24 protein-coding genes are annotated in these 25,468 nt (G+C 58.9%); 7 read left to right on the top strand and 17 right to left on the bottom strand.

Annotated features, from left to right (window positions below; genetic code table 11):
- Positions 1-19 precede the first annotated feature (19 nt).
- Positions 20-715 (top strand): SDR family NAD(P)-dependent oxidoreductase, encoded by a 696-nt coding sequence (locus LRK71_RS07335; RefSeq protein ID WP_232402238.1) that lies wholly within the window; start codon positions 20-22, stop codon positions 713-715.
- 67 nt (positions 716-782) lie between these two features.
- Positions 783-1,121: a DOPA 4,5-dioxygenase family protein gene (locus LRK71_RS07330; protein ID WP_232402236.1), complete on the top strand. Its 339-nt coding sequence runs from the start codon at positions 783-785 to the stop codon at positions 1,119-1,121.
- A gap of 65 nt (positions 1,122-1,186) precedes the next feature.
- Here the strand turns inward: LRK71_RS07330 and LRK71_RS07325 are convergent, their stop codons facing one another.
- The 9 genes from LRK71_RS07325 to yajC form a co-directional block, all read right to left on the bottom strand.
- On the bottom strand, positions 1,187-1,726 hold the full coding sequence (locus LRK71_RS07325) for a DsbE family thiol:disulfide interchange protein (RefSeq protein WP_232402233.1): 540 nt from the start codon (positions 1,724-1,726) through the stop codon (positions 1,187-1,189).
- Positions 1,719-1,877 (bottom strand): heme exporter protein CcmD, encoded by a 159-nt coding sequence (gene ccmD, locus LRK71_RS07320; RefSeq protein ID WP_232402232.1) that lies wholly within the window; start codon positions 1,875-1,877, stop codon positions 1,719-1,721. Before ccmD ends, LRK71_RS07325 begins: the two co-directional genes overlap by 8 nt.
- Before the next feature lie 2 nt (positions 1,878-1,879).
- Positions 1,880-2,611, bottom strand: a complete 732-nt coding sequence (locus LRK71_RS07315) for a heme ABC transporter permease (protein WP_232402230.1) — start codon at positions 2,609-2,611, stop codon at positions 1,880-1,882.
- Positions 2,612-2,650: 39 nt separating this feature from the next.
- Complete coding sequence (gene ccmB / locus LRK71_RS07310) at positions 2,651-3,307, bottom strand: heme exporter protein CcmB (protein ID WP_232402228.1); 657 nt, start codon at positions 3,305-3,307, stop codon at positions 2,651-2,653.
- The gene (gene ccmA / locus LRK71_RS07305) at positions 3,304-3,918 is read right to left on the bottom strand and encodes a heme ABC exporter ATP-binding protein CcmA (RefSeq protein ID WP_232402227.1); all 615 of its coding nucleotides are present in this window, start codon (positions 3,916-3,918) and stop codon (positions 3,304-3,306) included. Before ccmA ends, ccmB begins: the two co-directional genes overlap by 4 nt.
- A gap of 113 nt (positions 3,919-4,031) precedes the next feature.
- Complete coding sequence (locus LRK71_RS07300) at positions 4,032-4,385, bottom strand: Mth938-like domain-containing protein (protein ID WP_232402225.1); 354 nt, start codon at positions 4,383-4,385, stop codon at positions 4,032-4,034.
- A 219-nt stretch (positions 4,386-4,604) separates the two neighbouring features.
- Positions 4,605-5,573 carry a protein translocase subunit SecF gene (gene secF / locus LRK71_RS07295; RefSeq protein ID WP_232402224.1) on the bottom strand — a complete coding sequence of 323 codons (969 nt, stop codon included), beginning with the start codon at positions 5,571-5,573 and terminating at the stop codon, positions 4,605-4,607.
- A gap of 2 nt (positions 5,574-5,575) precedes the next feature.
- Positions 5,576-7,237: a protein translocase subunit SecD gene (gene secD, locus LRK71_RS07290; RefSeq protein ID WP_232402223.1), complete on the bottom strand. Its 1,662-nt coding sequence runs from the start codon at positions 7,235-7,237 to the stop codon at positions 5,576-5,578.
- A gap of 33 nt (positions 7,238-7,270) precedes the next feature.
- Positions 7,271-7,549: a preprotein translocase subunit YajC gene (gene yajC / locus LRK71_RS07285; protein ID WP_036785718.1), complete on the bottom strand. Its 279-nt coding sequence runs from the start codon at positions 7,547-7,549 to the stop codon at positions 7,271-7,273.
- Between the two features lie 255 nt (positions 7,550-7,804).
- Between yajC and serS the strand changes: the two genes are divergently transcribed.
- A complete protein-coding gene (gene serS / locus LRK71_RS07280) occupies positions 7,805-9,097 on the top strand; it encodes a serine--tRNA ligase (protein WP_232402222.1) in 1,293 nt (430 codons plus the stop codon).
- A gap of 177 nt (positions 9,098-9,274) precedes the next feature.
- Here the strand turns inward: serS and LRK71_RS07275 are convergent, their stop codons facing one another.
- From LRK71_RS07275 to LRK71_RS07255, 5 genes are all read right to left on the bottom strand, one after another.
- On the bottom strand, positions 9,275-9,904 hold the full coding sequence (locus tag LRK71_RS07275) for a helix-hairpin-helix domain-containing protein (RefSeq protein ID WP_232402221.1): 630 nt from the start codon (positions 9,902-9,904) through the stop codon (positions 9,275-9,277).
- A 66-nt stretch (positions 9,905-9,970) separates the two neighbouring features.
- A complete protein-coding gene (locus tag LRK71_RS07270; protein ID WP_232402220.1) occupies positions 9,971-10,924 on the bottom strand; it encodes a fatty acid desaturase in 954 nt (317 codons plus the stop codon).
- 293 nt (positions 10,925-11,217) lie between these two features.
- Entirely contained in the window at positions 11,218-12,687 is a 1,470-nt protein-coding gene (gene der / locus LRK71_RS07265; RefSeq protein WP_232402219.1) for a ribosome biogenesis GTPase Der, read from the bottom strand.
- A gap of 73 nt (positions 12,688-12,760) precedes the next feature.
- On the bottom strand, positions 12,761-14,083 hold the full coding sequence (locus LRK71_RS07260) for a PQQ-like beta-propeller repeat protein (RefSeq protein ID WP_232402218.1): 1,323 nt from the start codon (positions 14,081-14,083) through the stop codon (positions 12,761-12,763).
- A gap of 54 nt (positions 14,084-14,137) precedes the next feature.
- Positions 14,138-14,812 (bottom strand): hypothetical protein, encoded by a 675-nt coding sequence (locus LRK71_RS07255; protein WP_232402217.1) that lies wholly within the window; start codon positions 14,810-14,812, stop codon positions 14,138-14,140.
- A gap of 279 nt (positions 14,813-15,091) precedes the next feature.
- On the opposite strand from LRK71_RS07255, the gene LRK71_RS07250 reads away from it, so the two are divergent.
- Together LRK71_RS07250 and LRK71_RS07245 are read left to right on the top strand one after the other, a co-directional pair.
- Positions 15,092-16,339 (top strand): efflux RND transporter periplasmic adaptor subunit, encoded by a 1,248-nt coding sequence (locus tag LRK71_RS07250; protein WP_232402216.1) that lies wholly within the window; start codon positions 15,092-15,094, stop codon positions 16,337-16,339.
- Positions 16,336-20,148 carry an efflux RND transporter permease subunit gene (locus LRK71_RS07245; protein ID WP_232402215.1) on the top strand — a complete coding sequence of 1,271 codons (3,813 nt, stop codon included), beginning with the start codon at positions 16,336-16,338 and terminating at the stop codon, positions 20,146-20,148. The genes LRK71_RS07250 and LRK71_RS07245 overlap by 4 nt, the downstream gene beginning before the upstream one ends.
- 310 nt (positions 20,149-20,458) lie before the next feature.
- On the opposite strand, the gene LRK71_RS07240 is transcribed toward LRK71_RS07245, so the two are convergent.
- Positions 20,459-20,761 (bottom strand): antibiotic biosynthesis monooxygenase family protein, encoded by a 303-nt coding sequence (locus tag LRK71_RS07240; protein ID WP_232402214.1) that lies wholly within the window; start codon positions 20,759-20,761, stop codon positions 20,459-20,461.
- Between the two features lie 171 nt (positions 20,762-20,932).
- On the opposite strand from LRK71_RS07240, the gene LRK71_RS07235 reads away from it, so the two are divergent.
- Complete coding sequence (locus LRK71_RS07235; protein ID WP_232402213.1) at positions 20,933-22,315, top strand: transposase; 1,383 nt, start codon at positions 20,933-20,935, stop codon at positions 22,313-22,315.
- Positions 22,316-22,596: 281 nt separating this feature from the next.
- Here LRK71_RS07235 and LRK71_RS07230 read toward each other — a convergent pair whose 3' ends face one another.
- Positions 22,597-23,571 carry a GlxA family transcriptional regulator gene (locus LRK71_RS07230; RefSeq protein WP_232402212.1) on the bottom strand — a complete coding sequence of 325 codons (975 nt, stop codon included), beginning with the start codon at positions 23,569-23,571 and terminating at the stop codon, positions 22,597-22,599.
- Between the two features lie 76 nt (positions 23,572-23,647).
- On the opposite strand from LRK71_RS07230, the gene LRK71_RS07225 reads away from it, so the two are divergent.
- On the top strand, positions 23,648-24,214 hold the full coding sequence (locus tag LRK71_RS07225; RefSeq protein ID WP_232402210.1) for a cysteine hydrolase family protein: 567 nt from the start codon (positions 23,648-23,650) through the stop codon (positions 24,212-24,214).
- Positions 24,215-24,325: 111 nt separating this feature from the next.
- On the opposite strand, the gene LRK71_RS07220 is transcribed toward LRK71_RS07225, so the two are convergent.
- Entirely contained in the window at positions 24,326-25,402 is a 1,077-nt protein-coding gene (locus LRK71_RS07220; RefSeq protein ID WP_232402207.1) for an endonuclease/exonuclease/phosphatase family protein, read from the bottom strand.
- Positions 25,403-25,468: the final 66 nt, after the last annotated feature.

Raw genomic sequence — 25,468 nt, 5'->3', positions numbered from 1 at the left:
CAACGCAGGGTATGCGCCGATGAAAACCGTTCTGGTCACTGGCGGTGCCTCGGGCATCGGCGCCGCGATTTCCAAGGCTTTCCCCCGCACCCACAAGTGCGCCCTCACCTGGTGCCGCCGAGCCCCCGCCGCACAAACGCCGCAGGAGACCCTGACCATTCAGGCGGATCTCACACAAGAGGGCAGTGCACAACAGGTTGTCGACGCTGTCCTGGCCCGGTTTGGCCGCCTTGATGTGATCGTCAATAACGCAGGTTCCCTGGCTGCCAGCCCCATCGCCAAGTTTGACGCGGCACTGCAACGGGCGATTCTGGACCTGAATCTGCTGGCACCACAGGCGATCTTGGCGGCGGCCCTGCCCCATCTGCAGCCCGGGGCCGCGATTGTCAGTATTTCCTCGGTCAATGCTGTGCTGCCGCCAAAGGGCCATGTCACCTATGGCGCCAGCAAGGCCGCACTCAATCTCTGGACCCGCGCCATGGCCAAGGAACTTGGCCCCCGGGGCATTCGCGTCAACGCAGTAGCCCCCGGCGCGGTGAATGTGCCCGAAGCGCCCCGCGATGCAGAACTGACCCGCCGCTTCACCGATGAAACCGCGCTTGGCCAACTGGCAACCCCCAGCGACATCGCTGCCGCCGTCACCTTCCTCGCCTCAGATGCCGCCTGCGCAATCACCGGAGAAATCCTGACCGTGTCCGGCGGCTACCGTCTGTGACGGCTGCACAGCCCCTGTGGATCACTGCGCAATTGCCGACAGCATCCAGATCCGGCAGGGTAAGACCATGAAACACATAGAAACCATCCGGGGCTATCACGCCCATGTCTATTTCGAAGCCGAGAGCTTAGAAACGGCTAAAGCTCTGTGTACCAAAGCAGCTGAACTGTTTGGCGTCAAAATGGGGCATCTGCATGAGCATCCCGTTGGGCCACACCCGATGGGGTCTTGCCAGCTGGGTGCCACACCTGCGCAGTTTTCCCAGCTGCTGCCCTGGCTAGCACTGAACCGCCAGGGGCTGATCGTTTTTGCCCATCCCGAAACGGGCCAGGAGCTGGCTGATCACCGCGACCATGGCATCTGGCTTGGCACCGGTCTGACGCTCGACCTGTCGATCTTTGCCTGACGCCGCTGCTGCGGTGAATGCCAAAGCTTTTCGCCCAACAGGACAGCCAATCCAGACGATTGCCCCTACTGGCTGCGGGCTTTTTCGATCGCGGGGCCGAGGGTGCTTTCAATAACCCGCTGGGTCACAGGGCCCGCAAAGCGCAGGATGATCTTGCCCTCGCCATCCACCACATAGGTTTCCGGCACGCCGTAGACGCCCCAATCCAGCGCCATGCGACCCTGTTCATCGCGTCCGATCGCGGCGTAGGGGTCACCCAGCTCTTTCAGGAAACCTTCAGCGTTTTGCAGCTGGTCCTTGTAGTTCACGCCGTAGATCTTGATCCCGGCCTCAGCCAGAGCGGAAAGACTGGGATGTTCCACCCGGCAAGGTGCGCACCAGCTGGCCCAGTAGTTGACCAGCTTCACATCCCCATCGCGCAGGGTTGCGTCGTCGAACAGCGGCTTGTCGGCAAATTGGGTCAACACCACGGGCGGTGCCTGCTGCCCCTCACGGGCCGAGGGCAGGCTATCGGGATCATCGCGGTACATGCCGACCACAGCCAAGCCAACAAAGCTAGCAAAGACCGCCACCGGCAAAATCATTAGAGGGGAAACCTTAGCCATCGCGCCGCATCCTTTGTTCCAGATCTTCCATCATGCGCCGCACCCGCCTGCCACGCCACAGGGTCAATGCCACCAGCAGCCCCAATAGCAGCAATGAAGCCGCATAGGCCGACAGTACCGTCTCACCATATTTTCCAAGCTCTGGCCACATGATCAGGCCTCCTGCCGTTGCCGCGCCAAGAGCGCCTTGATGCGCCGGGCACGAATTTCTGTCCCGGTGCGGTAAAACACCAGCGCAAGAAAGAACAGCACAAACCCCGCCATGCAGACATAGAGCGGGTTGGAAAAGGCATCCGCCACATTCTCTTTTTCATCCAGCGACAGCGACGCCCCCTGATGCAGCCCTTGATTCCAGAAATTCACCGCATAGCGGCTGAGCACCGCAAAGACCGTGCCAACAAGGCACAGAATTGCTGTCAGATCGGCGGCGGTATCGGGGTTATCAATCGCTTCCCACAGGGAGATATAGCCGAGATAAAACAAAAACAGCACCAGGAAAGAGGTCAGCCGTGGATCCCAGGCCCACCAGGTGCCCCACATCGGCTGGCCCCAGATCGCCCCGGTGGCCAGCGCAATCAAGGTCATCACAATGCCCACAGGGGCCGCGGCCTTGGCGGCCAGCGCACTGACGTGATGGCGGCGCACCACCCAGATCAGCGAGGCCACCAACATCATGAACCAGGCATTGATCGCCATCAGGGCGGCCGGCACATGCAAAAAGATGATCTTGACCGTTGATCCTTGACGATAATCATCCGGGGTAAAAAAGAAGCCCCAGATCAGCCCGACCGAGATCAGCACTCCCGAGCTGAGCCAAAGCACCGGCATCACCCGCTCTGAGCTTTGTAGGAATTTTCGCGGATTGGCATATTCCCAGATCGACATATTGGCTCTTTCGTTTGGTCAGTGTGTTTCGTGAAATCGCTAGCGCAGATTGATACGCAAAACTGCAGCACTGGCAAAGGGCATCAGGGCAATAACCCCGGCGGAAATCCCCGCGAGCATCAGCAGAGGCGTCTCGACCCCCATGCCCATGGCACCGCGCCGGGCGGCCTCGGCGCCAAAGATCAGCGTCGGCACATAGAGCGGCATCACCAAGAGCGACAGCAGCAGCCCGCCGCGCTTTAACCCCACTGTCAACGCCGCGCCAAAGGCACCAATCACCGATAGGGCTGGCGTACCCAGCAAAAGCGAGACCACCAGCCAGAGATACCCGTCCAGCGGCAGGTTCAGCAAGACGCCCAACAGGGGCGCTGCCAGTACCAGCGGCAATCCCGTGGCTATCCAATGGGCCAGCGCCTTGATGCTGATAACCGCTTCCAGCGGCAGCGGCGCGGTGGCCAGAAGATCGAGAGACCCATCTTCCCAGTCCAGTGCCAGCAGGCGGTCCAGCGACAACAGACAGGACAACAGCGCCCCCAGCCATAGCACCCCCGGCGCAATCCGCGCCAATAGATCCGATTGCGGCCCCACTGCAAAGGGCACCAATACGGTGACAATCAGGAAAAAAGCCAACCCCAGGCCAAAGCCGCCACCCGCCCGCACCGCCAGGCGCAGATCCCGTATCAGGAGCGCCATCATAGGAAGGCCCCGTCAAAATCATCCAGCGCCAGCGGCTTGGCCCGGTACGGCCCAAGATCCAGTACCTCTGCCGCAAGCCCAAGGTCAATATGGGTGGCAATCAGCGCCGACCCGCCGCTGGCCAAATGCGCCTGAACTGCCGTCGCAAACAGCGCCACCGAAGCCTGATCCAAGCTTACCGTGGGTTCATCCATCACCCAGATTGGCCGCCCCGTCACCAGCATCCGCGACAGGCCAAGACGCCGTTTCTGCCCGGCAGACAGCGTCCCGGCAGGACGGTCGTGCAGCGCCGTCAAATCAAAGGCCGCAAGCGCCGCCTCGATAGAGCGGGTGCCAAAAACACTGGCCCAGAACTGCAGGTTCTCTGTCACGGTCAAGGCGGACTTCAGACCGTCGGAATGGGCCGAATAGGCGATCCGGTCATCGCCGCCACGCACCGCGCCCCCCAGCGGCGGCTGCAACCCGGCGATACTGCGCAGTAGGGTAGTCTTGCCAATTCCATTGGGGCCACGCAGGATCAGCGCCCCGCCGGGGTGCAATGTGAAATTGACCCCCTCGAGCACCGGCAGGCCGCCACGGGCAATGCATAGATCTGATACATTCAATGACATGAATACCGGCTTACCCTATTGTTTGGAGGCACAAAAGTCACAAACCATCACCGCACACCTTGCGCCAGATCAATTCACCCGACCCAGCGCCTTGGACCCGCGATACAGGCCAGTTAGACAGGCAGAACGGCAAGCGCAATTCGGCGGCCCTCTGACAGCAGGACATTATAGGTCCGGCAGGCCGCAGGAGAGTTCATCACCTCAACCCCGAGGCCCACGCCTTCCAGCGCGCTGCGCAGGGCGGCGGGGATATGGGCGATCTCGGCACCGGTGCCGACCAACAGCACATCCACCTGCCCGCCAAGCGCCAGCAATCCCGCGTCATCCTCATAGCCTGCCCAAGGCGTAAGCGAGGTGGCGGTGACCAGCAGCGCGCCCTCATGCACCTCGCCGCCAACGCGGAAAAAACCGGGGCCATAGCCATCAATCGGTCTCGCTTCGCTAAAGGTAACTTCATTCAGCTGCATGGAAACCCCTTTCATTCGGCGGCCCGAAGACCGCGCATTTCGCAGGCCCCTAGCACGGAGCAATTAGTGCCATGCCTATCACCAAACAGGCAATCGAGGCGAGCCTGTCTTGGCTGTTTTTTGGCACGACGACATGACCTATGCGGCCCGCCAAAACAGATGAAGCCGCGGAATAGACCCGCGGCTTCATCTGTTTACTCAAAACTCTGGCCAGCGACCTTAGGCATCGACATTGGCGAACTGGTTGCCTGCGGTATTGCTTGGCTTGCTCCAGTCGCGTTTGACGCCCAGCCACAGCAGAATGGTCGAGGCCACAAAGATCGACGAATAGGTCCCGACGATAACCCCCCAGATCATCGCGAAGACAAAGCCGCGAATCACATCACCACCCAGCACATAGAGCGAGATCAGCGCCAGCAGAGTGGTGACCGAGGTCATCACCGTCCGGCTAAGGGTTTCATTGATCGACAGGTTCAGAACCTCGGCCAGATCCTTCTGTTTGTAGCGCCGCAGGTTTTCACGCACCCGGTCAAACACCACCACCGTATCGTTGAGAGAGTAGCCCACAATGGTCAGCAGGGCGGCGATGATCGCGAGGTCGAACTTGATCTGCAATTCGGAAAACACCCCGATGGTCAGCACCACGTCATGCACCAGGGCCACAACTGCACCCAGGGCAAACTGCCATTCAAAGCGCAACCAGATGTAGATTAGCACCGCGCCAATCGCCAGCACCACCGCCAGCACCGCAGTTTGCACCAGCTCACCGGAAACCTTGGGGCCAACAGATTCGACCGAAACAAATTTAATGCCCGGTGCCACCGCATCCAGCGCCGCTTGCAGCGACTGGATCATCTCTCCTGAAATTGCCTCACCATCGGCCTGGGCCTGAATGCGGATCATGGCAACATGCTGGTCTTCCTCGAAGGTCGGGTCAAACACCTCGGTGATCGAGATATCGCCCAGTTCCAGCGGCGCGATAGCATCGCGATACTGGCCTACGTCAATTGGCACCGTGCTTTCGCTACGCACCGTGGTGCCACCGCGAAAGTCGATGCCAAAGTTCAGCCCCTGCAGGCCAAAGGACGCCAGCCCGACAACCATCATCAGGGCAGAAATACCCAGCCAGATCTTCCACTTACTAAAGAAATCGAATGAGGTTCCCTCGGGTACAAGTTTCAGCCGCATGATTACACCTCAATCTGTTTGGGACGACGATGTTCAAACCACATCACGATCATCAATCGAGTGACAAAGATCGCGGTAAAAACCGAAGTCATAATGCCCAGCCCCAGCGTGATCGCAAAGCCGCGAACCGGACCAGAGCCCATGGCGAACAGGATCACGGCGGTGATGAATGTGGTGACATTGGCGTCCAGAATAGCGCTGAGCGCCTTGGAATAGCCCTCGTCAATGGCGCGGGCTGGCCCCCGGCCTGCTTTCAGCTCTTCGCGGATCCGTTCAAAGATCAGCACATTAGCATCCACCGCCATGCCAACCGTCAGCACGATCCCGGCGATTCCAGGTAGGGTCAGCGTTGCCCCAATCAGGCTGAGAAAGCCAAAGATCAGCGCCACGTTCAGCACCAGCGCTACATTGGCAAAGATGCCAAACAGTCCGTAGCTCAGCGCCATGAAGACCAGCACGCCGATAAAGGCGACAATCGTTGCGACCTTGCCGGCATCAATGCTGTCCTGGCCAAGTTCTGGGCCAATGGTGCGCTCTTCCAGGAACTCAAGCCCCGCAGGCAGGGCACCTGCGCGCAGCAGGATGGCCAGATGGGTGCTTTCCTCGATGGTGAAATTGCCAGTGATTATGCCAGAGCCACCTGGGATATGCGACTGGATCACCGGGGCCGAGACCACCTCGTCATCCAGCACAATCGCAAAGGGAGAGCCGATATTTTCGGCAGTGTAGTCGCCAAACTTGCGCGCACCGGAGGTATTGAACCGGAAGTTCACCGCCGGGCGGCCGTTCTGATCAAAGGCAGGTTGAGCGTCAACCAGTTGTTCGCCAGTGACCACAGGCGCAGCTTCGACCGTGTAATAGGTGCCTGGTTCATCCAGCGATGGGATCACCTTATTGCCCACACCCGCCGACGCATCCGCGTCAGAGCCACGACCAACAACCGGGTTAAAGGTCAGTTGCGCTGTCGTGCCGATAATGGCCTTCAGCTCAGAGGCCGATCCAATGCCCGGCACCTGGATCAGGATCCGATCTGCCCCTTGACGCTGGATGGTGGGTTCACGGGTGCCAACCTCGTCGATCCGGCGACGCACAATTTCCAGCGACTGGCGCACGGTGCGATCATCGGATGCTAGGCGCTCTGCTTCGGACAATTCCACGGTAATCAGGTCGCCGCTTCCCGAGACCGTAATATCAGAGGCCCCGGCACCGGTCAGGGTAGTGATCGGGTTGGCCAGCCCACGCAGGATCTGCAGCGCTCGGCTCATACCGTCGGGTTTAGAAATCTTCAGGCGAATCTGCCCGTCCGGTGCCTGCTGTCGGCGAAAGCTGCCAACCGTGTCGCGCTCGGGGCGCAGTGCATCGCGCACTTCAGGCCAGAGCGCATCCATACGGGCGGCATAGACGTCCGCCACTTTGACTTCGGCCAGAAGATGCGCGCCACCGCGCAGATCGAGGCCCAGGTTCACCAAGGATGACGGCAGGTAGGATGGCCATTGTGCCACGACCTCTTGCCGTTCAGGGCTATCCCCCTTGGCGATAATTTCTGCCGCAGCATCGTTTGACTGCTCGACACGGGTGTAGAACCCATTTGGCAGGGCAAGCAAAAGGCCGGTCACGCAGACCAGCCAGATGAGAACCCTTTTCCAGAGATCAATTTGAAGCATTGCCCTGCCTTTTCAGTTTGTTAAGGGGGCCTATTAAGCTGCCGGTTCAGTCTTAGTCAGAACCTGGGCAATGGTGGATTTCACCACGCGCACCTTGACGCCTTCGGCCAGTTCAACTTCGACTTCGTTGTCGTCCTTGACCTTGGCAATCTTGCCAATCAGGCCACCCTGGGTGACCACCTGATCGCCACGACGCACATTCGACACCATGGTCTGGTGCTCTTTCATCTTTTTCTGCTGCGGACGGATCAGCAGGAAATACATGATCGCAAAGATCAGAATAAGCGGGAGGAACTGGCCAATCTGGTTCATATCCAAGGGGGGTTTTCCTTTTGTCTGTTCAGCGCCCCTATCGGGCTGGCTGTGAATTTGGCGCGAACCTATGCGCTCGCCCCCTGCAATGCAAGGCAGCGGCAAAGCCGGGACTGGACAGAACCCGCGTTTTTGGGACTTGCGACAACAATTCCTGCCTTTTACCCCCTGCCCTGGCCCTGGCCTCTTCCTCTTTGGCACCACCTACGGCATAGGTTGGCTATTGATTCAAAAAACCGTCGAGGAGCCGACACCATGCATGACATCCGTGCAATTCGCGAGAATCCATCCGCTTTTGACGCCGCTTTGGCGCGGCGTGGCGATGCCGGTGTGTCCTCCCAGATCCTGGAACTGGACGAGGCGCGCCGCGCCAAGATCCAGGCTGCCGAAGAGGCCCAGGCCGCACAGAACAAGGCGGCCAAGGAAATTGGCGCCGCCAAGGCCAAGGGCGACACTGAAACCTTTGAACGCCTGCGCGCCGAAGTCGCCGAGAAAAAGGCCATGGTTGCCGCCCTGCAGGCAGAAGCCAAAGAGCTGGTGGCCAAGCAGACAGATATGCTGGCCCGGATTGCCAACCTGCCCGCCGATGATGTGCCCGATGGCGCTGATGAAGATGACAATGTCGAAGTGAACCGCTGGGGCACCCCACGGGAATTGCATTTCACCCCCAAGGAACACTTTGAAATCAAAGGCGTCGCAGGCGCGATGGATTTTGAAACCGCCGCCAAGACATCTGGCGCGCGCTTTGTTTTCCTTAAAGGCGGGGTTGCCCGCATTCACCGCGCCCTGGCTCAGTTCATGGTCGATACCCATGTGGACGAAAATGGCCTGACCGAGGTGCAAACCCCAGTTCTGGTACGCGATGAGGCAATGTATGGCACCGATAAGCTGCCCAAATTTGGCGATGACAGCTATCAAACCACCAATGGCTGGTGGCTGGTGCCAACCTCCGAAGTCACGCTGACCTATTCGGTGGCGGGTGATGTTCTGGAGGCCAGCGATCTGCCAATCCGCATGACCGCCCATACCCAGTGCTTCCGCTCCGAAGCGGGCTCGGCGGGCCGTGACACATCCGGCATGCTGCGTCAGCACCAGTTTGAAAAGGTCGAGATGGTTTCGATCACCCACCCAGAGGAATCGGACGCCGAGCAAAAGCGCATGCTGCGCTGCGCCGAAGGCCTACTGGAAAAACTGGGCGTACCCTATCGCACCGTGGTGCTCTGCACGGGCGACATGGGCTTTGGCGCGCGGCGCACCTATGACATTGAAGCCTGGCTGCCGGGACAGGATACCTACCGCGAGATCTCCTCTGTCTCCACCACCGGGGCCTTTCAGGCACGCCGCATGAACGCACGGTTCCGTCCGGCGGATGGTGGCAAACCAGAGTTTGTGCATAGCCTCAATGGTTCTGGTCTGGCAGTGGGGCGCTGCCTGATTGCCGTGCTGGAAAACGGCCAACAAGCGGATGGCTCTGTCATCCTGCCAGAGGTTCTGGCCCCATATCTGCGAAACAGACTGACCCTCACCGCCGAGGGTGATCTGGTTTGATCCAGGGGCGCTGATGCCGTTGGGTGAACGCAGCCCGCCTAGATAAAATTGACAAAGCCGAGGGGACTGGGTGACCCTCGGCTTTGCATTTCCCCCTTTGCAGGGGGGGGATGATCCGGTTCAAATCTGGAAAAAATTGCCAGGCGGGGCCTGTCGCTGCGGCCCTGTATCAGGGCGTTATTTCTTTGATTTCTTTTTGCTTGCCGATTTTGACCCGGTTTTATTGGACCCGGATTTGGATTTCTTGTCCTTGTCCTTTTCTTTTGGTTTGTCCTTCGCCTTTCGCTCCAGCTTGGCCAGGGCAGCCTTGGCATTGGCTTTCTCTTGCTCGATTGCCCGGCGCGCGTCGGCCTTCATCTTTTTCGCCTTGGCACGGGCCTTTTCCTTGGCCGCAGCAAAGTCCGCCATCAGGCTTTCGGCCTTGCGCGCAGCCTTCTTGGCCTTTGCCTTGGCCTTGGCGGCCTTTTGCTCGGCGACAACGCGCGCGGCTTCGGCAGCCGCCAGGGCTGCGCTTAGATCTTCTTCGCCTAGCTGTTGCTGTACCTTGGCCCGTGCGTCCGGCCTATCTGCCGGTTTTGCCGCCTCTTCCGCAACACGCCCTGCGCCGGGTTGCACCGGGCTATCGTCTGCCGAATGCGCCTCGGCCGCCCGTTTCAATCGCGCAGCACGGGCGGTACCGATGCCGGGAACGGTTGTCAGGCTCGCCAAGGGGGCTGACAAAACCGCGTCGATTGTTGCCAGCCCATGGTCCTGCAAGGTTTTTGCCAAGGCCGGGCCAACCCCGGACAATTTGGTCACATCGCGCATAGTTGCGGTACTCCTCATCAAAAATCAGTCTTCCCCGCCCAGCCGGACGATCTGTTAGTCCGAAAATCACGCAGGAAAGGGAACCAACCGTTTGCTGTCTTCATCCCAGAGCTTGAGCGAAAGCGCATGCAGCGCTTCGCCAAACTTGATCCGCCGCAGCGCATATTCCGCAGGCAGCCCGTAATGGCACTCTCGCAGCCGATAGCAGGGGATTCGGGCGTTGAAATGGTGAATATCATGCAGCGTAATATTGGCCACGGCGAAGTCGAAGAACCAGCCAAAATCCAAACAGGAAGAGCCCTGCAAGGCAGCCTCTGCCGGGTTCAGATCGGGCCGTCGGTCCCAGTATGTGTCTTCGAAATTATGTTGCAGATAGACCAGAAACACCCCGATCATGCCCCCCAGAAAGGAAAAGCCGAACCAGATCACCACCCCCTGCTTGCCCGCCATCTGGTACAACAGGCCAAGCAGCAGCACGATGGCGATATTGTGCAGGATCACGCCAAGGGCGCCAAACTGGCTGCTGTTCTTGGGCCAGCGATAGCGAATGAAATAGGTGAAAGCGGCCCCCAGCGGCACCAACACCACGGGATTACGATATAGCCGATAGCAAAGCCGCTGCCAGAGCCCAGCCTTCTGCCATTCTGCCAGGGTCATGGTATGAATCTCACCGGTCTCGCGGTGCTCCAGGTTGCCGATATTGGCATGATGCAGGTTGTGATTCTGCTTCATCACCTCAAAGGGCGCAAAGGTGAAGGGCGACAACAGATGGCCCGCCAATTCATTCTGGCGCCGGGTTTCAAACAGCGAATGGTGACCGGTGTCATGCTGCAGCACATAAAGCCGCACTGCGGCAAAAGCAAAGACCACCCCGGCAGGCAGCAGCACATACCAGGTGGATGCAAAGCGGATCGCTAGGAATAACGCGGCAAAATAGACCGCAAAGGTGCCCAGAAAGTTGCAAATCGCCCATCGGTTGTCCGACTGGGCATAGCGCCGGGTATAGGTTCTCAGGTCCATGCGGCCCTCATAAATATTCATTGTAACGCCTGGATAAAATATGCAGGCGAAGAAAATTCAAAACAGTCGTATCGACACCCCTGCCCCTTATACCGCCCAAGGCTGGCCCGGCGGCACTCGGCATCAAGAGTTAACCTAGCAAAGCAAAAGATTAATTCAATCAACTTCGGGGAGAGCCCCACCTACCTCCCCCCCGGTCTGATGCCGTGAAAACAAAATCCCCCGCACCCAAAAGGGTCCGGGGGATTTTTCAAAAGGCAAATGCAGGCGCGTTACTGGCCCTGTGCGCAGAATCAGACGCGGCGTCCGGAAATATGTTTGCGCAGCTTGGAGGGCGGTGCCTTTTTGCGCCCCTTAAAGGGGTTCTTATCGTTTTGGCCACGCATCGTCAGGCGGATTGGCGTGCCCGGCATGTCAAAATCCTGCCGCAACCCATTGACCAGATAGCGGGTATAACTTGCGGGAATTTTGTCGGGATGCGAACACATCACCACAAAGCCCGGTGGCCGGGTCTTGGCCTGTGTCATATAGCGCAGCTTGATCCGCTTGCCCTGCGGCGCTGGCGGCGGGTGCTGTTCCAGCATCCCCGTCAGCCAGCGGTTCAGCGCCGCCGTGGGAATACGCCGGTTCCAGACATCATGCGCCCGCATCACAGCCGCGTGCAGACGGTCCAGCCCCTTGCCGGTCTTGGCCGAAACCGTCACCAGCGGCGCACCGCGCAGCTGCGGCAGCAGCCGGGTAAAGCTTTCCTTGAGGGCGGCGAGCTTTTCTTGCTTGTTGCCCTCCACATCCCACTTGTTGACAGCAACCACCACGGCGCGCCCCTCGCGTTCAGCCAGGTCTGCGATCCGTAAATCCTGCTGTTCAAACGGGATTTCGGCATCCAGCAGGATCACCACGACCTCGGCAAACTTCACCGCGCGTAGCCCGTCAGAGACAGATAGCTTTTCCAGCTTTTCCTGCACCTTGGCCTTTTTGCGCATGCCAGCAGTATCAAAGATACGCATCGGCGTACCGGCCCAGTCAATCTGCAGTGAAATGGCATCGCGGGTGATGCCGGCCTCGGGGCCCGTCAGCAGGCGGTCCTCTCCGAGGATCTTGTTGATCAGCGTTGATTTCCCGGCATTTGGTCGGCCAACCACCGCCACTTGCAGCGGTTTTTCCCGCGTTGGCACCGGCACTGGCGGGGCGTTTTCCTCGTCCCAGTCTGCGTCTTCTTCGATATCGAGATCAACAACTGGCGAATGATCCACTGCATCCGCCTCGAATTGGTCCGCCAGGGGCACCAGTTCAGCATAGAGATCGGTCATGCCTTCGCCGTGTTCCCCGGACAGGCGCAAAGGTTCCCCCAGGCCAAGGCCATAGGCTTCGATCACGCCAGCCTCGGCGGCATTGCCTTCCGCCTTGTTGGCAGCCAGGATCACATGAGCCGATTTACGGCGCAGGATTTCGGCAAACATCTCGTCAACCGGGGTGACCCCGGTGCGGGCGTCAATCATGAAGAGGCAGATATCCGCCATATCGACCGCCCGCTCGGTCAGGCGCCGCATGCGCCCTTCGAGGGAATTGTCGGTGACATCTTCCAGACCTGCGGTATCAATCACGGTAAAGCGCAGGTCCCCCAGACGGGCTTCGCCCTCGCGCAGATCGCGCGTTACACCGGGCTGGTCATCAACCAGCGCCAGCTTTTTGCCTACAAGGCGATTGAACAGGGTGGACTTGCCCACATTTGGACGGCCCACAATAGCGAGGGTAAAAGACATCGGACCCAACTTTCAGCGTTTGAGACGCGCCCCATAGCGCATCTATGCGGCCACGGCTAGAGCCGATTGCGCATTAGCGATAAGCGAGCAGGTTACCCTTGCTCGTCACCACGTAAAGAGTATTGCCCGCGACAACCGGCGCAGCGGTGGCACCACCGGGCACTTCGACGCTGCGGATCTGGCTGCCATCGCGCGGATCAAAGAAACGCAGCAATCCGTCATTCGACGCGACAACAATCTGCCCGCCTGCCAGCAGTGGCCCATAATGGGCAACGATTTCGCTGCGCTTGCCGGGTTTGTCTTTCAGATAGCCCGGCAAGTCAACCGCCCAGAGAGTTTCCCCACTGTCAGCGTTTAGCCGCAGCAGCTGGTTGCGGTCGCTGATCTGGAACAGGCTGTTGCCCACTGGCCAAACCGGGCCGATCGCGCCCTGCTGTGCGGTCCAGATCCGGTCACCGCTGGCCGTGTCAAAGGCGACGGTACGGCCAGAATGGTTACCCACATAGGCGCGCTGCCCCACCAGAACCGGCGATCCGGTAACATCGCTGATCCGAGCCAGAGTAGACCCGGTGCGCTGCCCGGCGACAGAGGCGCTCCAACGGCGCAACCCGCCACGGCGGAAGGTCGCCACCAGATCACCCGATCCAAAGGCAAAGATCACCAGATCCTTGGTCAGCACCGGCGCCGGGGCACCCAGCACATTCGATGGGCTTGGCGCACCTTCGACCTGCCAGGCAATCCGGCCATCCTTGGCATGGACTGCCCAGCCGGTATCATCCCCGGCCACCAGATAAACCAGACCATCGCTGACCCTGGGTTCACCCGAACCGGTCGCGTCCAGTTCCTGCCGCCAGATCTGTTTGCCGCTTGCAGCATCCAGAGCAGTCAACACCCCATAGCCGGAAGAAATATAAAGAACCCCGTCGGCATAGGCCATACCGCCACCGGTGGCCTGGCCTTCTGAATCCCGTGCAGGCAGCAGATCACTGGCCCAAAGCACCTGCCCCGCAGGCGACACGGCAGAAACCCGCGCGGCGCTGTCCAGGGTGTAGATGCGTCCCGCCGCAACAACCGGCCGGGTGGTGATGCGCTGCTTGCGGGAATCACCTGCGCCAATCGGCGCGGACCAGGCAAGCTGCAGCGCGGCCCCCAGGGCTGGGTTCGTGGTGCGGTATTCAGAATTGCCATGCCCCTGCGCCCAGGTGGTATTTGCAACTTGGCGCGGCAATGAAATCGCCACCGACTGATTGACCACATCCGCCTCAAGCTCGGGCCGGATCGCTTCGCGCTTGCCAGGCAAAATCACCTCTGGCTCGGTGCAGGCTGTAAGCCCAAGCGCCAGGGCGCTGCTGCACAGCAAGACCCGAACCAAAGAAAAGGAGTTAGCTGCCGTCATGACCCTGCCCCGTACCCGTTGTTTGTTTCCACAGGATTACCCCTGCGGTTATTGTTAACCTTCAGATGCTGCGCCTGTGTCCAGCACCCCACCCAGAGCCACAATCACTTGCGACGCCCGCTCTTTCAAGTCTGCAGTAACACCTGCGTCCTCGACAATGCCTTTCAGCCGCGCAAGTGCCGCATCAGCATTACCCTCTTCGATATCCAGCAGCGCCAACTGCTCTGTCGCCAGCAACGCAAGCGGTGCGCCGGGCTGGGCCAGGGCTTCAAACTGTATGCGCCGCTCGGCGATTTCCAGACTGTCGTGTTGCAGTCCAAGCGCCTTGAAGCTGGCGACATGGCGATAAATCAGTGGCAGATCTGCATTGACCGCCACCGACTGAAGACGGGCGACTGCCTCCTCAAGCTGATCGGCCTCGGCCAAGGCACCAGCCTGCAACATCGCCAGAATCGCAGCACCACCCGGCGTTTCTGCAGACAGCCCAGACAGAGCCGTTGCGCGGGCGGCGGCATCGTCATCGGCAGAAAGGGCAGCAATCATGCCATCCCCCAACGCCTGCGCAGCCGCCAATTCCTGCGCCTTGGAATATTCTCGGTAGGCCGCGCCGCCGACGATCATCACCACCGCCAAACCACCGATCCAGCCATAGCGCTTCAGCATCACGAACAGGCGGTCGCGGCGCACCTCTTCCGTAACCTCATCAATAAAGCTGTCAGTGTCGCTCATGGTATTTGCCCCTGAAGTGCGCGCCTGGCAGCCAAATTTGGACCAGACGTATAATCTCTTTTGCCCCTCATATCCTGCCTGTAGCACCAAGCCAAGTGCCCCATTGCGGGGGAAATTGGCGCAAACCGGTACATTTCCGCAATAAATATGATCTAAACTGTTCCGTTTAGTGTGGACAATGCCTAGATGGCCATTATCAAGTCACAGCAGATCTGGCGGGATCTCTGGTGTTTTCTGCACCTGCGCTTTGCTAAACTAAATCCATTTGAAAGGCCCGAGATGAAATTGATCCCCCTGATAACTGCGATTTTGGTGTCACTTGGACTTTATTATCTTGTCATCCAGCGCGACACCCTGCTTGCCTTTGCGCGCGGAGAAGCGGCGCAGGCACCGATAGAGTCCGCCGCGACGGCCTCCGAACAGGTGGCACAGGCAGAGGTGGAGCCCGGTGAACACCGAATTGGCGTGGTGGCCCTGCACAGCAAGGCGCAGGTCTTTGACAGCGCGGTAATTCTGCGCGGCATGACCCAGGCGGTCCGTCAGGTGGATCTGCGGGCCGAGACCTCCTCGACCGTGATTTCTGAGCCCCTGCGCAAGGGCGTGCAGGTCGCCAAGGGCGATGTGCTGTGCAAGCTGGATCCCGGCACCCGGCCTGCCGCGCTGCTTGAAGCGCAGGCCCGGCTGAGCGAAGCCCGTGCCAATATGCCCGTATCCGAGGCCCGCCTGGACGAGGCATACGCCAAGCTGAACGAAGCCAAGATGAACCTTACCGCCTCTGAGAAACTCTCGGCGGGGGGCTATACCTCTGACACCAAGCTTGCAGCCTCTCGCGCGGCGGAACGGGCCGCTGTTGCTGGGGTGGCCAGCGCCAAGGGCGGGCTGGAAACCGCCCGTGCAGGTATTGAATCGGCCATTGCCGCAGTTGCCACCGCGCGCAAAGAAATCGAACGACTGACCATTCTGGCGCCCTTTGATGGCCTACTGGAAAGCGACACGGCTGAATTGGGCAGCCTGGTGCTGCCAGGAGATCATTGCGCCACCGTGATCCAGCTTGACACCATCAAGGTTGTTGGCTTTGTCCCCGAAACCCAGGTCAACCGAGTGATCCTTGGCGCACCGGCCAAGGCCGAACTGGCCACCGGTGCACAGGTCCAGGGCAAGGTCACCTTTGTCAGCCGCTCGGCCGATCAGGCGACCCGTACCTTTGAAGTTGAAATCTCGGTCGCCAATCCTGATCTGGCCATCCGCGACGGCCAGACCGCCAATATTGCCATTTCCGCCCAGGGATCTAGCGCGCATAAACTGCCGCAATCTGCGCTGACCCTGAACAAGAATGGTCAGCTGGGTCTGCGTATTGTGCGCGCGGACCAAACCGTCGGCTTTGTCCCCGTCAGGCTGTTGCGCGATGAGGCCGATGGCGTCTGGGTGGCCGGACTGCCCGAGACCGCAGATGTCATCATCACCGGGCAGGATTATGTCATCTCGGGTGTCGCTGTCGCCCCCAGCTACATTGAGGCCAACCAATGATCGGCGTCGTCTCCTGGGCCGCTGATAGGGCTCGCATGGTCATAGCGTTTATTATGATCTCCATTCTGGTCGGCGGCTTTGCCTATTCCAGCCTACCCAAAGAGGGCGAACCGGATATCGAAATCCCGGCTCTGTTCATCTCGGTGTCGTTTCCCGGCATTTCTGCCGAAGACGCCGAGAGCCTGCTGGTGAAGGTGATGGAAACAGAACTGGCCGATCTGGACGGGCTCGACAAGATGAGCGCAACCGCCGCCGAAGGCTATGCCGGGGTGGCGCTGGAATTCGACTTTGGTTGGGACAAGACCGCCGTGATGGCGGATGTGCGCGACGCCATGACCCGCGCCGAGGCTGAATTCCCCGATGGGGCCGAAACCTATTCGCTGAACGAAATCAACTTCTCTGAATTCCCGATCGTCATCATCAACCTGACTGGTGATGTACCCGAACGCACCATGGCGCGGATCGCCAAAGATCTGCAGGATGAGATTGAAGCCCTGGATGCGGTGCTGGAGGCTGGTATCGCCGGCAACCGTGATGAGATGGTGGAGGTAGTGATAGACCCGCTGCGGCTGGAATCCTACAACATCACAGCGGTAGAGCTGATCAACGTGGTGCAGAACAACAACCAGCTGATTGCCGCTGGCGAGGTCGAAACCGAACAGGGCACTTTCTCGGTCAAGATCCCCTCTTCGTTTGATGATGTGCAAGACATCTACGGGCTACCAGTGAAAACCAACGGCGATCGCATCGTTACACTGGGGGAACTGGCCCAGATCAATTTCACCTTTGAAGACCGAGCCGGAACCGCCCGGTTTGATGGCCATGATACCGTCGCCCTGCAGGTGGTCAAACGCAAGGGTTTCAACCTGATCGACACCGTTGATCTCGTCAAGCAAACCCTGGCAAAGGCCAAGACCAAATGGCCCCCCGAATTGCAGGCTGCGGTGACCCTTGGCACCTCGAACGACCAGAGCCGGGTTGTCGGATCCATGGTGAGCCAGCTGGAAGGCTCAGTCCTGACCGCTGTGGCGCTGGTGATGATCGTGGTGCTGGGCTCGCTTGGCAGCCGAGCGGCACTGCTGGTGGGCTTTGCCATCCCGACATCCTTCCTGTTGTGCTTTGCCTTTCTGGCCGTAATGGGGGTCTCGATCTCCAACATCGTGATGTTTGGCCTGATCCTGGCGGTGGGGATGCTGGTGGATGGCGCCATCGTGGTGGTGGAATATGCCGACAAACGCATCAGCGAGGGCACTGGCCCGATGCATGCCTATGTTGAGGCAGCGCAGCGCATGTTCTGGCCGATCGTATCCTCGACGGCGACCACGCTTTGTGCCTTTTTGCCGATGCTGTTCTGGCCCGGTGTGCCTGGGCAGTTCATGGGCATGCTGCCGGTCACCCTGATCTTTGTTCTGTCGGCCTCGCTGGTGGTCGCACTGATCTACCTGCCGGTCATGGGCGGGTTGTCGGGGCGCATCAGTCGGGTGTTTGATCACAGCTCTGCCGGGCTGCGCGCCATTGCGCCATGGTGGTGGCTGCGGGCGCTTCTGGTGCCACCAACCCTCTGGGGCATGTTTGCCGGTGCCATGCAGATGCTGAACCCGAGCTATCTGCTGCCAGATGGCACCCTGCCGCTGATGGGGCTTGCCGCTGGCGGTGTGGTGTTCATCGCCTCTGCCTTTGCGGCCTCTATCACCCTGGGTGCCACCAAGATCACCCGCAAGCAACGCAGCGTTCAGGCGGGCTATCACCACACGCCATTTGGCTATGTGATCAAGTTCATCGCCGGCAATCCGGTGATGCCACTTGTCACGCTGGCGGTTGTTGCCTTTGGCATTGTGACTGTCTTTGGAAAGTTCAGCGAAAACAACTATGGCGTAGAATTCTTTGTTGAATCCGAACCCGAGCAAGCCACCGCCTATGTGCGGGCGCGCGGTAACCTCAGCCTGACGGAACAGGATCTGATGGTGCAACGGGCCGAACAGACCATCATGGCGCATCCGGCGGTGATCAATGTGTTCTCCTTTGCCGGCGAAGGCGGCCTGGCCACCGGCGGACCAAGCAATAACCAGGCCCCGGCCGATACCGTGGGCCAGGTGCAGTTTGAAATCATCCCCTGGGAAGATCGCCCAACCCAAAGAGAAACCTGGTTCTTTGGGCTGCTCACCCGCGAGGTCACCGCCACCAAGTTTGATGGCAATACGGTGATCGACGAACTGAACGCAGAGCTGGCAAAAATCCCCGGTTTCTTTGTTGAAATCAACGCCCTGGAACAGGGTCCCGGATCGGGGAAGCCACTGCATCTGCGTATTCGCGGCGACAGCTGGGAGGCCCTTACCACTTCGACCCTGACTGCACGCGCACAGTTTGATGCCACCCCCGGCCTGACCCTGGTGGAAGACAGCCTGCCGCTGCCCGGTATAGACTGGCAAATTGATGTCGATGTGGAAAAAGCCGGCCGCTACGGTGCCGATGTCGCCACGGTGGGTGCCATGGTGCAGCTGGTGACGCGTGGTATCCTGCTGGATTCCATGCGGGTCGACAGCTCGGACGAGGAGATCGAGATCCGCGTCCGCCTGCCCGATGCTGACCGGGTGTTGTCAACGCTGGATACGCTGAAGGTACGTACCGAGGACGGTCTTATCCCGCTCTCCAACTTTATCACCCGCAAACCGGTGCCGAAACTGGCGCAGATCAGCCGCGTCGACCAGGAACGCTACTACGACGTCAAAGCGGATGTGGAACCGGGGCTCAGCAGTGTTCAGGTCCCCAACGCAAACAACACCGGGCTGATCACCCTGGCGCTGATCAAGGCCATTCCCGAGGGGATGGAGGCCAAGGGCGAAATCGTGACCGCAGCCAATGGCACTGATTATACCCTCTATGAACTTGTCGATGCCGACAGTACCGACGCCCTGCAAGCGGCCCTGGATGAGGGGGCCAAGCTGACGCTGGTCAACGCAAACGAGCGCATCGCAAAGATCACTGAATGGCTGGAAACCGATCCGCTGGATCGCCGGGTCACCTGGGAATGGACTGGCGATCAGGACGAACAGGCCGAATCCGGAGCTTTCCTGTCCAAGGCCTTTGCCGGGGCGCTTGCCTTGATGTTCGTGATCCTGCTAGCGCAGTTCAACTCTTTCTACAACGCTGTTCTGGTGCTGCTGGCGGTGGTGCTGTCCACCACGGGTGTGCTGATCGGCATGATGGTAATGCAGCAGCCCTTTTCGATCATCATGACCGGGACGGGCATTGTTGCCCTGGCGGGGATTGTGGTGAACAACAACATTGTTCTGATTGATACCTATCAGGAATTCAGCCAGCAGATGCCCCGGATCGAAGCGATCATTCGCACCGCCGAGGCACGGATTCGGCCAGTTCTGCTGACCACCGTGACCACCATGGCGGGCCTGGCACCGATGATGTTCGGCATCAGTCTCGATTTCATCGACGGCGGCTATTCCATCGACAGCCCCACGGCGCTGTGGTGGAAACAGCTGGCAACCGCAGTGGTCTTTGGCCTTGGCATTGCCACGGTGCTGACCCTGGTGGTGACACCTTCCCTGCTGTCGATCCGGGTCTGGCTGTCAACCTATCTGAGCTGGCTGGGACGGCTGCTCGCGCGTCTGACTGGCGGGCGTTCCGGCCAGGTTGCACAAGACATGCTACTGGAAAAGAAAGCTCGCAAGCTGCCAACCAGCGAAATCCAATGGGGCCAGCTGGACAACCCACCCGCTGACACCACCAGCGAGAGCGCGGATAAACCGGCCAAGTCAGAACCGGATGACCGCCGCCTGCAAGCTGCGGAATAGTGGTCGGCGGCAATTGCCATCCAGATAAGAAAGGCCCCAGTCCACTGCCCGTCCTTTGCAGGAACTGGTGCCAATCGAATGGTGAGAACTGGCAACAAAGGTGAACAGAAGACACACATCTCCCGAAAGAATATTCGGGAGATGTGACAAGAGCTATTTTTTTAGGAACATCCCAATGGCGGCTGAGCGGACGAAGCCGTCGTTACGCATCGGCACCTGACCCGTCAGGCGGGAGCGGTCTTCAAGCGTCCAAATGACATCCGCGGCCAGCTCATTAAATCTGTGGAATTCTGTAAGCTCCGCATCCAGCCTATTCAGTTTCCTCGACCAGTTCATAGTGCTTGATCGAACGCGACTCCACCAACTCAACCTCCGCCGGATCTATGTGCGGGCTCTCGTAGTCTTCGCCGACAAAAGCCTTTAGCGCCTCAAGGCTTTCCCACAGCATCACAAAGCTGAACTCCCTTGGTGAATCTTCACGAGGGGCGCCAGGCAGCACCTGAACGATACCCTTCGTGCTCCTCATCAAAGGGATCGCGATTTCATGAAAAAATTTACTGAACTCTTCCTCTTTGCCAGGCCGTGTAACGACTTGGAAAATGCGCATGATCATCCATTCGCCCTCCTTAAAGTGCGGTCCTTGGATGTATAAGCGCCTCTTGCTTTTCTATCATATCACTTTTTCACGGATCTGTCCGCTCTACGCCGATTTTGTTGAAAAGCTATTCCTTGATCCGTAGGCAAGTGGCTGATTCAATTTCTGTATTGAGCGGGAGGATTAGCGATGATGGGACCGAAGCAGGAAGCGCAAGCGGCGCTGTTCTACGAATTCTCGCTGGAAGATCATATCCCGCAAAACCATCTGCTGCGGTCGATTGAAAGGCATCTCGATCTAAGCAGAATCCGAGGGCATTTGGCAGATTTCTATAGCCACACAGGCCGTCCGTCGATTGATCCAGAACTGCTGATCCGGATGTTATTGGTCGGCTATTGCTTCGGCATCCGATCCGAACGCCGCCTTTGTGAAGAAGTGCATCTGAACCTGGCGTATCGCTGGTTTTGCCGCCTCGATCTGAGTGACCGCATTCCAGATCATTCTACTTTTTCAAAGAACCGCCATGGCCGTTTCCGCGAGAGTGACCTGCTGCGCCATGTTTTCGAGACAACCGTTACGCGCTGCGTAGAAGAGGGCCTTGTTGGTGGCGAAGGCTTCGCCGTCGACGCCAGTTTGATCTTCGCGGATGTCCAGAAGCAGAACTCCAGCAACCCTAAAGACTGGGAGGATCGCGCGGTCAAAGCAGCAGATGCGCCAAGGGCGGTGCGTGAATACCTCGACGTTCTTGACGACGCAGCCTTTGGTTCGGCTAGCGAGGTGAAGCCTAAGTTCACCGCCCATGCTGACCCAGCCAGTCAATGGACTGCAGCTCGCAAAGGGCCTGCAGTCTTTGCGTATTCAGACAATTACCTGATCGACACAGATCACGGGATCATCATGGATGTGGACGCCAGCCGGTCGATCCGGCAGGCAGAGGTCGGCGCCATGCGCAAGATGATTGACCGCACCGAGGAGCGCTTTGGTTTGAAGCCTGATTGGGTGGCGGCGGATACGGCTTACGGTTCGTCTGACAATCTCGTCTGGTTGACGCTCAAACGGAAAATCCTCCCGTTCATCCCTGTCTTTGACCATTCAAAGCGCAAGGATGGCACTTGGTCGCGGTCCGACTTCACCTGGGACGAAGACAATGATCGATACATTTTCCCGGAAGGAAAAGAGCTTCGTCATACCCGGCGAAACTACTCCAACCCCAAGAGACACAAACCCAAGGCTGGCCGCCGCCAGTATCGCAGCCTGAAGCTCGATTGCCAGGCATGCCCATCGAAACCAAAATGCTGCCCAAACACCGCGACGCGCAGCGTCAATCGAGAGGAATACGAGATCGTGAGAGACTTCGCGCGGATGTGCACGGCCTCCGACTTCAATCCAACGGCGCAGAGGCGACGAAAAAAGGTCGAGATGCTGTTTGCCCATCTCAAACGCATCCTAGGGTTAGCCCGCCTCCGATTACGAGGGCCATGCGGCGTCCAACATGAGTTCACCCTCGCAGCCACCGCCCAAAACCTCCGGAAACTGGCCAAGCTCAAGCCGATGGTGCCAGCCTTACCGTAGAAAGGCGGTATGGTCACAGTTTGACGCGAATAATCAGACCATTAGTCGCGGGCACGCCGCCAAAACCAACGAGTTTTTCAACAACATCGGCTCTAAGCTGCCGTTTGCTGCGATCGCGCACTTTTCTGCAAAGGGCTGGCGTCCACTGGGGCCTTTTCATTTCGTGGCCTCTGCTTGGCCGAACTTCCTGATACCTATCCCGCCAGGTCGAACGATGGCGTCGGCAAGAGGTTTTCGCAAGCGGTGGTTACCATATGTCGGCTCAGCGCATTTTATTGAGGTTATCGGCTTTGGGTGCTGTGTCCACTTTGGTCAGCTTGCAGGGGATTGATCCTGAAACGATTTCGATATTCCCCTGCGCTCAGACCTGAATGAGCCTTGAACAGTCGGTTGAAAGCGGAAACATCCTGATAACCGACCCGCCAGCAAATCTCTGTCACTGGTAGTGTTGTGAGTTCAAGCAGCCCCTTTGCCTTTTCAACTCTAAGCTCCTGCACATACCGGTTTACAGAATAGCCTGTGCTGTTTGAAAATTTGCGATGCAGTGACCGCTCGGAAAGCCCCGCCTGAAGCGAAAGGGCGTGCACGGACTGATCTGCATCCGGGTTGCCTTCCATCCAGATTTGCAGGGCGCGAATGGTCTGATCACCGTGTCTCATATTCGGGCGAAAGGAACGATAGTTGCGCTGTTCCCGTCCTGTCGGATCAATCAACATCTGGCGGCAGGTGCGCGACACGGCATTCGGGCCAAGCCAGCGACCGATTAGATGAATTCCCAGATCCACCCAGGCCATGACGCCCCCGGCCGTTACAATATCGTTGTCGTCCAACAAGATACGTTCAGGGTTGAGTTGCACCTTGGGGAAGGTCGATTTGAAATCCGCCTCAAGTGCCCAATGCGTCGTGGCAGGTCGGCCATCCAGAATACCCGCATGGCCCAGCCAGTACCCACCTGCACAGACCGAACACATAATCGTACCTGCAAGATGCTGCTTTCGAAGCCAGTTGTGCAGGCTCAGCGCGTTCTCCCCTCTTGCCCCCACTAGGTTGGGCGGCAGGATGATCGCGTCGAGGCCTTCGGAAACATCGGCCGAGGGTGATGTCACAACCCCGTGGCTGATCCTGCGCCCGGCGGCTTCGTCGACATGCCTGTTGGCCACATCAAACATTTCACCCAATCCATGCAGCGCGGATTGTTGAACACCCTCATAGGCGATGATTGCGACATTTGGCGTATTTGGCACATTAGTTGTCATATCCGCCAATCGTATTTGGGGCGGGCGAGGCTGTAAACTTGGAATGCAATAGAACCACAGATGAAATGAGAACCCTATGACCGTCTCTGCCCTGCTCTTGATTGATATCCAAAACGACTATTTTCCCAGCTTTACGAGGGCAAAGATGCCCCTGCCGCACATGGACGCGGCGTCTGCGCAGGCGGCACATTTACTCGCTGCGGCGCGCCGCAGCGGGACAATAGTGATCCATGTCAAACATGTAATGGCATCAGATGCCGCTCCGTTCTTCCATCCAGGCACCCCCGGCTCAGAGCTTCATGAAAGCGTTGCACCACAGTCTGAAGAAACAGTGATTGAGAAGACCCGGCCGAACAGTTTTGTTGGAACAAAGCTGCAAGAGCTGCTGCGCGAGGCGCAGGTTGAACATCTTACCATCTGTGGCGCCATGAGCCAGATGTGCATCGATGCAACCGTACGGGCTGCTGTCGATCTTGGCTTCAAGGTCACCCTGGCGCATGATGCCTGCGCCGCCGCAACGGTAGAGCACGATGGCGTGACTGCATCCTCTGATATGGTTCAGGCTGCAATCATGGCCCCCCTGGCAGCCAGCTACGCCGAGGTCCAGCGCGCTTCGGAATGTGTTGCCAGACTGCAGGGCTGATCTTCAATCAAAACGCCGCATCGGCAACATCGGGCTCGGGGTGGCGATTGCTTTCCGAGTCTCGCGGCGCTGGATGCAGCAACAGGGGCAGTTGCACAAGCGACAAACAGGCTACCTCAGGGCCATCTCATCTGCGCCGACCTTATCGATCTTGCCCTGCGCCTCTGCTGTCTCTGTGATGCTGGCCACCAGTTCCGGGTGCACCTTCTGCGCCCTTGGCGTGTGCTGCAACACCACCTGGATCGGAAAGTGATCTGACCCGATATGGCCCAGGCGCTCAAACGAAACGAGGGTGAAATCGCCCGAGCAAAACACATGATCCAAAGGCCAGCGCAATGGCGGGATCCCGGCATGGAAGGTATTGAACAACCCGCGCCCGACCCGTGGATCCAGCAGGCCACTCACCTTTTGAAACAGCCGCAGGCTTGGCGACCAGGGCACATCGTTCAGATCCCCCATCACCACCACGCTGCCCGCCGCAGGATCCAGCATCTTGGCCACCAAGAGCAGCTCTCCGTCGCGTTCAGCGGAGGTTGGGTTTTCGCTGGGGCTGGGCGGTGCGGGATGCAGACAGTGCAACGCCACCCGATGGCCAGAGTCTAGGATCACATCACCATGGATCGAAGGCACCGCCTCTTCGACCAGAAACCGCACCCGTGTGTTTTGCAGCTCCAACCGGGAAAACAGCACGATACCATAGAGATTATCCAAGGGGTGTTTCACCATATACGGATAGTCCGGCAGCAGGCTTTCCAGCTCAGCTTGCCACCAATCATCCGTTTCCACCGCCAGGAACAGATCTGGCTGGGCCTGACGCACCATCGCAAGCACCGCCTGTGATTGCCTGTTGGGTGTCAGAACATTGGCGACGATCATGCTCAGCTGATCTTTGGGGCGCCTCTGGCGTGCCCTCTGAATCTGTTTGGGAAAAAACGGGGTATAGCGCAGAATACGGGCGAGTTGCAGCAGGCTACAGCCGCCGAGCACCGCCAAAGCGGCCCTGTCCCAAATGTTGTCCCAGCCAAACAGCGCCACATAGATGGGCAGTGTCCCCCAGCTAAGCACCGTGATTTGCAGCGCCGGAAACTCGACACCGCGCACCCACCACCCGTCGTGCTTGATCAATGGCACCAGGGTCAACAGCGCCACCAGGCCAATCAGCAACAACATCGCCAGCGTTTCAGCCATACCGGCCTCCTGTCTTATGGCCAGGATGGCACCCCTGGCCCCACCCGCAGCAGCAGAGCGCCAGTC

This window comes from Pseudophaeobacter flagellatus, assembly GCF_021228235.1.
Lineage (GTDB): Bacteria > Pseudomonadota > Alphaproteobacteria > Rhodobacterales > Rhodobacteraceae > Pseudophaeobacter > Pseudophaeobacter flagellatus.
Note: the sequence above shows the minus strand (reverse complement) of the source record. Positions and strands in the feature narration are given on the sequence as shown.